Source organism: Streptomyces sp. NPDC006691 (genome assembly GCF_042869955.1).
GTDB lineage: Bacteria > Actinomycetota > Actinomycetes > Streptomycetales > Streptomycetaceae > Streptomyces.
The window spans coordinates 1-8,187 of the sequence record NZ_JBIAGW010000047.1; the positions used below are offsets into that span (position 1 = coordinate 1).

Below are 8,187 nucleotides of genomic sequence, written 5' to 3' on the forward strand. Positions count from 1 at the left end.
TCCCATTCCGCGTTCGTCAGATCCCCACGACCCATACCGCAAGCCTGACCCCAACACCCCACCCACGTCAGGAGATCCGAGAAACAGCGCCTAGGTGGCGGCGGTAGGGCTCCAGCCGGTAGTCCATCGGCCCGTCCTGTGCCGGGGGTGTGGTGTTCGGCGACGGCGTGTTGCGGGTGGTGATGTGGTGCAGGTCCGGCACCGCGTTCCCGTCCTGGTCACGGTTGCGGTTCTGACCATGACCGGAGCGTGCCGTCGTCCACGGTGGGACGCTGCGGCTGTGAGCCGCCTTCTATTTCACGGCCAGGCGGTGGAGGTTTCTGTAGTGCCGCTGCCGCGGCCGGGAGCTTTGCCGTGAAGGCTGGTGGACAGTCAGGCAGCGTGTCAGGCGTTCCACCACTCGTCGTTGGCGCAGCCGACCTCGTGATACCACCAGCCTTCTGCTTCCCCTTGAGCCAGGAGCGCTTTGACACCGGCGAAGTCCGCCCCGGAGGGAACGGTGAAGGCCACCATGGGGAATTCCTTGCTGAAGACCTCGCCTCCGAGTCCGAACGGTGTAAGGCGCTGGTGCACCGCTTGAGGGCTGCGCCCCAGGGGGCCGTCGGGGGCGGACGTAACGCGAATGGTGCAGTTGCCGGAGGCGCTGACCCGTCCCACAGCCCAGTGGAGTCCGTCGGAGTCGGTGGTGAACCGCACCACGTCGCCTTCAGCCACTCCGTCCTGGAGGAAAGGGGCGTTGCGTACCCTGGCAGTGTCTTCGCTGAGTTTCGTCCCCCATAGGCCCTCGGTGTCCTGCGGAAGCCATCCCTCGCGGGGAACGAACCGGAACCAGATCTTGATCTTCTCGCCTGTGTCGCCCATGACGGGCATCATGCCGCCTTGTTCGACACCGCCCCGCACCGGGTGGGCCGGCCGCCGGCACCACAAAGCGGGGCGGTCTCGCCCTTTCCCGGCTCCCCGCGCAGGGCTTTGTGCCCCGGCGTGACCAAAGCCCCCACACACCACCCGGGTCCGGCTGACGGCGGCGTCACCGTTCCCGAATGCGCCGCCACCACCAGCGCCCCGCCGTCCACTCGCTCACCCAGCCCGGGTTCGGAAGAGTCCGATGTCCGAACTCCGCATCAATTCGCTCCACCAAGCGGCCCGGATCTGATCGGGTCTGCTGATGCTGCGCCGGGCCGGCGCCCAGCGGTGATGGGTGGGACGCTCGCCGTCGAATCCCTCGATCACGGGGACTTGGACGGCCGCCCAGTGATGAGGGCGGGGGCCCTTGGCGCCGTCGTCTCTCGAGTGTTTCTCGCATGCCTTGTCCGGTCCCTGGGCGAAGAGGTGGTCGGTGCGGCCGAAGCGCGGTACCGGCTGCAACTTCGGGACGGCGAGGGCATGAGTCCTCCCGGTGGAGACAAGGACAACAGCTGTGATGGGTGCCCGCAAGCGGCTGATCATCGAGCGGAACGTAGTGGATGCGTTCAGGAAGGAAGTCGCCGGTGCCGGTTCGCGATCTGCTGGCGGGCGGTCGACCAAACGCTCTCGAACTCGTTGGCCGACAGCCACCGCGGATCATGCCCCTCCCATTCAGAGATGGGTGGTTCTGCGGTCACCCCGTAGATGCCCTCATATTCCGCCAGCCGATCGCCCTTTTGAGCTTCTTGCCATTCGGCCAGCGATGCGGCGGCCAAAGCCTCGCCTCCGGGCTCTTGAAACTCGACTTGCCGGATAACGTATCCGTCAGCGTCGAGTTCGAAGTAGAACGTGATGGCTTCCTCGTCCCAGAAGCAACGCACCCAGCGCATCACTGGTCCACCACGTCGAAGGGCTCGTCGTGCCAGCGCCAGCCGGCGGTACCGTCGTCGTGGATGTGCAACATGAACTCCGCGACCGGGCTGCCGTCGGGGAACCACAGAGCGAGTGCGCTTCGGATCTGCGCGTAGCAGGCGTCGGCGCGCTCCCAGTCCTCCTCATCAATGGCCCGCTCTTGCTCGGCGAAGGCAGGACGGAACTCTTCGAAGCCAGGAAGTGTCTCCACCTCTGCGTTGACCCACGGCATGCCGGCGCCGGTCACAGTCAGCCGGGCAATCTCCTGGTCGCCGTGGTGGAGCCGCCAGATACTGCCGGTGGTCAGGTTCGGGTTGTCCATAGCCCCATGATGACGATCGCCGCGGTCAGGCGAAGCGCGGGGCGTGGCATCCCTCCACGTGGACGCTCACTCGATCACCCCTGGTGTGGCGTAGCTGTTGCGGCTGCTTAATGATCTTGATTGTGGCCTGCTGTTGTTCAGCTGTACTGAGCGGCATTTCTGTTCCTGCGGTGAGGCTGACGTGATGCCAGAGCGTGGGTGACCGCTGGCACATGGGCTGAGCTGGCTGTTTGGTACTGCGCAGTGAGCTGAGTGCGGTGCCGTCTTTTGCGCAGGGTGGTTGGTGCGCCTATAGGTACGGGGGACTTGTCGGCCGACGTGCTGAGGTCGGGGCAGCAGGGGCATGTGGGGGGTCAGCGGGTGTGTAGGCGTTGCCAGAGCAGGTCGTGGTCGGCGGGTGCGAGGCGGGGCAGGTGAAGGCGGCTGGCCAGGTCGTGGAGGAAGTCGGTCTGCTGGGCGCGTGTGAGGGGGTGTGGGGGTAGGCGGTCGAGGGCCGCGGCGAGGGTGAGGGTCTCGGGGTAGGTGATCAGGTTGCGGCAGGTCAGTGTGGGGGAGGCCGGGCCTGGGGGGATGTGGGGGTTGGCGGTGGTGAGCCGGCCCAGGCGTGTGTGCCAGCGTTCGTGCAGGTGTTGGTGGTGGTCGTACCAGCGCGTCGTGATCGTCGATGCCCAGCTCAGGGAGGTCGCTGTGGGGCGGCGGGCGCCGAGGTGGGCCTGTGTGAGTTCGGGGACGGGGCGGATGTCGAGGGGTGCGGGGTGTCTGGGGTCGCTGGCGGCCTGCTGGTGGCCTGCTGGTGGCGGGTGCAGATCATGATTCTGGGCAGGTCGGGTGCCGGGTGGATCCATGCGGGGACGGCTTGGTGGGGGCTGCGGCGGATGGTGCAGGCGGTGCATGCAGGCAGCGGCTGCAGCGCGGGCGGGGCGGGCTGCCAGCGGGCGGTGGCAGTGCCAGCTGTGCCGATGGCGGCGGGTGGGGGCCGGCGGGGCAGGGCGCGGGCGAGGTGTGCGGGCGGGATGCGGGTGAAGTGGGACAGGCGGCGGGTGGCTTCGTTGCTGAGGTGGATTTCGGTGGCGGGCGGGACCGCAACGCTGCCGGTGGTGGTGATGTGCAGGCCGTCGAGGAGGTGGGCGGGGGAGAGGTGGTAGGCGGCTGCGAGGCGGGTGAGGTAGGAGGCGGCGCTCTCGCGGGGTAGTGGCCTTACGTGCAGTGCGCCGGGAGGGGTGGGCCACATGGTGCCGGTTCGCACGGCGGGGCGGGTCGCGGTGGGGGCGGTCACCGGTTGCCGGGCCGGGTGCGGCGGGGGGTGCGGGGCCGGTAGTGCTCTTCGGCGAGGTGGTCGAGCGCGATGGAGTCCAGCAGCCCTTTGGTGATGCGTTCGCTGCTGTCGAGGATGGCTTCGATAGCGGCTTGTCGGATCAGGCGGGCCAGGCTGCCGATCCGTCCGGCGGTCCTCTCGTGGAGGTAGGGCGTGAGTCTGGGCAGGGTGCCCGGGCGGTGCGCGGTGAGGTCGAGGGCCGCTTCCAGGGCGGTGATCAGTTCGCGGAACGGTTCGCGGTCGCCGGAGCGTGCGGGCAATGCGCCGCAGTCGATCAGGGAGGCCCGTCCGGCGAGTTGCGCTCCGCGTACTCCGGTGAAGACGGCGCTGGCGGTGACGTCGATGCCGGCGTAGACGAAGGTGGCGGGCACGCGTTCGGTGAGGTCCTTGAGCCAGTCGGCGGCTTCCGCGCCGGTGGATGTGCGGGGGTTGAGCCGGTGGATCTCGTCGATCAGTACGAGCTTGATGCCGGCTGCGGTGTAGGTGTGGCAGACGGCGGTGGTGATCTGTGCGGTGGTCATGCGGGCGGCCACGGGGATGCCGAGGTAGCGGGCAAACTCCCCGGCCAGGGTCTTGGCGGTGGCGCCGGGCGGCACCAGCACATACGCCACCGGCACACTGTCGTCGCCCGGGGCGGCGCGGCGGGTGTGGGCGAGGTGGCAGGTCCGGCCGACCTGCAGCAGTGCGGTGGTCTTGCCGGTGGTGGCCGGCCCGGTGACGATCAGGCTGGGGCGTGCGGTCACTTGCTGATGCCGGCCGAGGACCATCAGTGTGCGGACCTGGCGTGCCAGGGTCTCGATGGCCGGGGTGCGCACGGTGACGAACTGGGAGTGGTAGGCGAGGCGTTCCTCCACCGGCCGTGGTGCCTGACCCGGCTGTGGTGGTGTGGGGGGTGCGGCGTGGGCGAAGCGAGCGAAGGCGTCGAACGTCGTCACCGCCCCCGCGGCTGCCTCCCCGTCACCCGGGGCGGGGGGATCGGTACGGGTCACCACAGTTCGGCCTCCTGATCAGCGTCGTACAGCGTGAGTACGCCGCTTCCCGGCAGCAGGTGCGCGCCGGGCTCGTCGGCGCCTGCGTCGTCACGGGCCTCGGCCTGGGCTCGGGCTTCCAGTGCGTCGAGGCTGTCCTCGGCCTCGTAAAGGCTCGCCGCTGGTTGGTCGCCCGTTGCGTGGGGGGCTGCTTTTGCGGTGTGGGTGCCCGGCGTCGTCTTGGGCGGTGCTGGTTGTGCCGCGGTGGTGGGCCGGGCGCGGCGCAGGACCTGGTCGGCGGCCTCGGCCAGGTCGGCCTCGTGGCGCTCGCGGTCGACGCGCCGGTTCACAGCGGCGCGGATGTGGCGCCATGCGGTCTCGCCCATGGGGTCGTGGACGTGGTCGCGGTGGATCCACGGGATCTCGTGCAGGTGTCCGTCGGGCAGGCGGATGTAGATCTGTCGCACGTCGTGCGGGTTGAGGTGGACCTCCCACCCGCCTCCGGGCCCGGTGGGGGAGGGCCGGCCGCGATGCTCATTCAGGCAGGCGTGGTCGTAGGTGCGGTAGTTGATGCGGATGCCGCGGCCGGTGATGGGGTGGAAGCGTACGGGCAGCAGTTCCAGGTAGTCGGCGCCGGCCAGCGGAAGCGGCACGTACCCGGACGCGCCCAGCAGTGCGCCCCACATCTCGTTCGGGGTGAGGGCCTTCTTGGGCAGGAGGGGATGGCGCAGGCCCTCGTGGGGGCGGTGCTGCCAGCGGGCGGTGATCCATTCGTCCAGCAGCTCCTGCAACTGGGCCACGGTGAACCGCGCTTCGTCCTCCACCGCCTCGCCGCGTTCGAGGACGTGGGAGCCGGTGTAGCCGGCGATGTGCTGGGCGACGAGTGTGTTGATACTGCCGAAGGTCCGCTCGACGGCGCCCTTGGCGGCAGGGGAACGCGGTGGCGCGGGCTGCACGCTCACCCCGAGGGTCTCGCAGGCGGCCAGGAAAGCTGCGGAGACGAAGATGGCCCCGCGGTCGATGACGATCGTCTCCGGCACCACCACCGGCCGCGCTGCCGCCTGTTCCAGCCGCTCGTCCTGGGCGAGGAGCCGGTCGTAGGGGACGGCGGCGTGGGACAGGCGCAGGTGGCCGGGCCAGCCGGGCCGTGCGGGATGGGGCACGGCCATCTCCGCCAGCAGCAGCGCCGCGTCCACGGCCTTGGTGCCCTCCTCACGCAGCACGGCCGCCACTACCGAGCGGGTCGCCACATCGAGAGCGATTGTCAGCTCCGGGCGCACCGGCTTCCCGTCCTCGCCGACGGCCATCACGTCGAGGCGGGTGGTGTCGACCTGCACCAGCTCGCCCGGCCGCAGCGCCACCGTCGGCGTGTACGGCCGTACCGGCGTGGTGGTGGCGGTGCGGGCCGGCCGTCCGGGATGCTCCAGAGGATCGGCGAGCACGCGCGCCAGCCGGTTGAACGTCGACGGCGGCGGCAACTCCATCACGCCCGGCCCGTGCGTGTCGGCCAGGATCTGCCCGGTCAGCTCCCGCAGCCCCTTCAGCGTGCCCTTCGAGCGGCCGCGCTGGCGGCGCAGCGCCTCCAGCACGGCGGCCACCACCCGCTCATCGGCCCGCCCTGTCGCACGCGAGGGTTTGCGGCGGGGGATCAGCCCGATCAGGCCGCTCGCGTGGTATCGGGCGCGCATACGGCGCACGGTGGCCCGGCTGACCTGGGGCCAGCCCAGCCGGGCGAGTTCGTCGGCCTTGGCCTGTTCCCGCTCGGCCATCGACTGCCGGGCCGGGTCGTATTCGGGCCGGGGTGTCCCGCCGCTTGCCGGCCCGCCGGGCAGCCCGGTCTCGACCTCGCGGATGTGCCGTTGCCAGGCCAGGGCCCGCTCGCGCTCCCGCTCGGGCACCGACTCCAGCAGCCCCCACGGCGGCACGGCAGCGGAGGGGGAGTCCGCCACGGCGAAGGCGGGGTCGGCGAACAGGAAGGAGGCAAGCACGGAGGCGGTCTGCCCGCACTCGTCGACGAGGCGCACCGACGCCCCGGCCACGGCGGCCACCTGCCAGGCGCGGCCCTCGAACGTCACGTACGCCCCGAGCTTGACCTGCCGGTGCCGGGCGCCAGCCACTGGGCGGCCGCCGTGTGCACTCACCACAGTTCGGCCTCCGCCTGCGGGTCGTACACCCCAAACCCGCCGGTATCCCGGGCAATGCGGTCGCCGACACCGCCGTCAGCGTCGTGCACCATCATGCCGTCGGCGATCCCTTCCACGGCCGCGACGTCCGCGGTGCGCCCTGTCTCGCCGGAACCGCCGGCCGCCTCGCTGCCGGGCGGTGCGCCCGCGCCGCGGCGCGCAAGGACGCTGCCGGTGCGGCGCCGGACCATCTCGTCGAACGGGCGCAGGGTGTGCTCGCCGTCGGCCCACCCGATCGCGTGGAGCAGGCCGTCGGGCAGCCGGACGAAGACCTGCCGCGGGTCGTGGGGTGGTGGTGGACCTCCCACCGTCGGCCGCGGCCGCGGTGTTCGTCCAGACACGCATCGTCGTAGCGGCGCCCGCCCAGCCGGATCCCGGAATCGGTGAGGGCGCACCGGGCTGCCGGCAGCAGTTCGCCGTAGTGCTGCCCGGCCAGCGGCAGCGGCACCGTCCCGGCCACGCCCAGCAGCACCTCCCACATCTCCTGGGGGGCGAGCCCCGCCCGGGGCAGCAGCGGATGGCGCAGCTGCTCCTGGGGCCGCTGGTGCCACCTGACGGTGATCCATTCGTCCAGCAGGTCCTGCAGCTGCGGCATGCTCCAGTACGCCCCGGCGGCCTCTCCCGCTGCGCATGCTTCCTCCGCCGCGGTGGCGTGCCGCGCGAACAGGCCGGCGAGGACCTCCAACGTGTACGCGGCGCCGCGGCGGGTGCCCGCCGTCCGGGACGGGGCCGGCTCCAGGCTGATGCCCAGGCCCTCGCACACGGCCAGGACAGCGGGGCTGACGGCGGCCGTGGACGGGGCGACGACGAGCGTCTCTGGCACGGCCGCAGGACGCGCCGCGGTGGCTTCGATCCGAGCGGGCAGTGACACCAGCCGCCGGACAGGCCCGCCCGCATGGGCCTGCTCCAGCAGGGCCGGCCAGCCCGGGCGCTGCGGCCTGGGCACGGCCATCTCGGCCAGCAGCACCGACAACGAAACCGGCCCGTCCTGCTGCGGATGCAGCACGGCGGCCAGCACGCAGCCGCTCGCCGTGTCCAGTGCCGCCGTCACCGCCACCGGCACCACACCCCCGTCCTCGCCCACCGCCCGCAGACCCAGGCGGACGGTGGCGACGTGGACCCGCTCGGCAGGCTGCAGCGCAGGCGGCGGGCCGCCCGGGCGGGCCGTGCCGGTAGCGGTGCGCGCCGCACTGCCCGGCGGCTCGGCGGGATCCGCCAGCACCTTCACCAGCCGGTACAGCGACGAGCGGCCGGGCAGCTTCACACTCCCCGGGCCGTAGGTGTCCGCCACGATCTGCTCGGCCAGCTCGATGACCTGCCCGGTGGTGGTCTTCGACCGGCCGCGGCACCGGCGGAGGGCCTCCAGTACGGCGGCCACCACACGCTCGTCGGTACGCCCGGTCGCCGATCCGGTGCGCAGGTGGCGCTTGTCTACCAGCCCCCACAGCCCCTGCCGCTGGTAGACCAGCCGCATCCGCTGCACCGTGGTCCGGCTAGGCCGTTTCCTTCGGATCATCTGATCGTTTGTTGATGTGTGTCATTGACTGACGCCCAGTGGGCAAGAATCAAGCCGTTGCTGCCGGA

Annotated in this window: 7 protein-coding genes and 1 pseudogene; all 8 read right to left on the minus strand. The window is 71.2% G+C overall.

The features are described from left to right. Positions 1 to 384 precede the first annotated feature (384 nt). Positions 385 to 870, minus strand: a complete 486-nt coding sequence (locus ACFYNP_RS38190) for a DUF4265 domain-containing protein (RefSeq protein ID WP_388792058.1) — start codon at positions 868 to 870, stop codon at positions 385 to 387. A 599-nt stretch (positions 871 to 1,469) separates the two neighbouring features. Further along, positions 1,470 to 1,793, minus strand: coding sequence for a hypothetical protein (locus ACFYNP_RS38195; protein ID WP_388420575.1), 324 nt, complete (start codon positions 1,791 to 1,793; stop codon positions 1,470 to 1,472). Then, the gene (locus ACFYNP_RS38200; RefSeq protein ID WP_388420574.1) at positions 1,793 to 2,137 is read right to left on the minus strand and encodes a hypothetical protein; all 345 of its coding nucleotides are present in this window, start codon (positions 2,135 to 2,137) and stop codon (positions 1,793 to 1,795) included. Before ACFYNP_RS38200 ends, ACFYNP_RS38195 begins: the two co-directional genes overlap by 1 nt. Before the next feature lie 353 nt (positions 2,138 to 2,490). Next, positions 2,491 to 2,982 (minus strand): hypothetical protein, encoded by a 492-nt coding sequence (locus ACFYNP_RS38205; protein ID WP_388792062.1) that lies wholly within the window; start codon positions 2,980 to 2,982, stop codon positions 2,491 to 2,493. A gap of 2 nt (positions 2,983 to 2,984) precedes the next feature. After that, positions 2,985 to 3,368 (minus strand): annotated as a pseudogene (locus ACFYNP_RS38210) (TniQ family protein); the annotation flags it as partial. A 41-nt stretch (positions 3,369 to 3,409) separates the two neighbouring features. Next, complete coding sequence (locus tag ACFYNP_RS38215) at positions 3,410 to 4,387, minus strand: TniB family NTP-binding protein (RefSeq protein ID WP_388792060.1); 978 nt, start codon at positions 4,385 to 4,387, stop codon at positions 3,410 to 3,412. A 50-nt stretch (positions 4,388 to 4,437) separates the two neighbouring features. Further along, positions 4,438 to 6,537 (minus strand): transposase, encoded by a 2,100-nt coding sequence (locus tag ACFYNP_RS38220; RefSeq protein ID WP_388792054.1) that lies wholly within the window; start codon positions 6,535 to 6,537, stop codon positions 4,438 to 4,440. A 118-nt stretch (positions 6,538 to 6,655) separates the two neighbouring features. After that, positions 6,656 to 8,077 carry a hypothetical protein gene (locus tag ACFYNP_RS38225; RefSeq protein ID WP_388792056.1) on the minus strand — a complete coding sequence of 474 codons (1,422 nt, stop codon included), beginning with the start codon at positions 8,075 to 8,077 and terminating at the stop codon, positions 6,656 to 6,658. Positions 8,078 to 8,187: the final 110 nt, after the last annotated feature.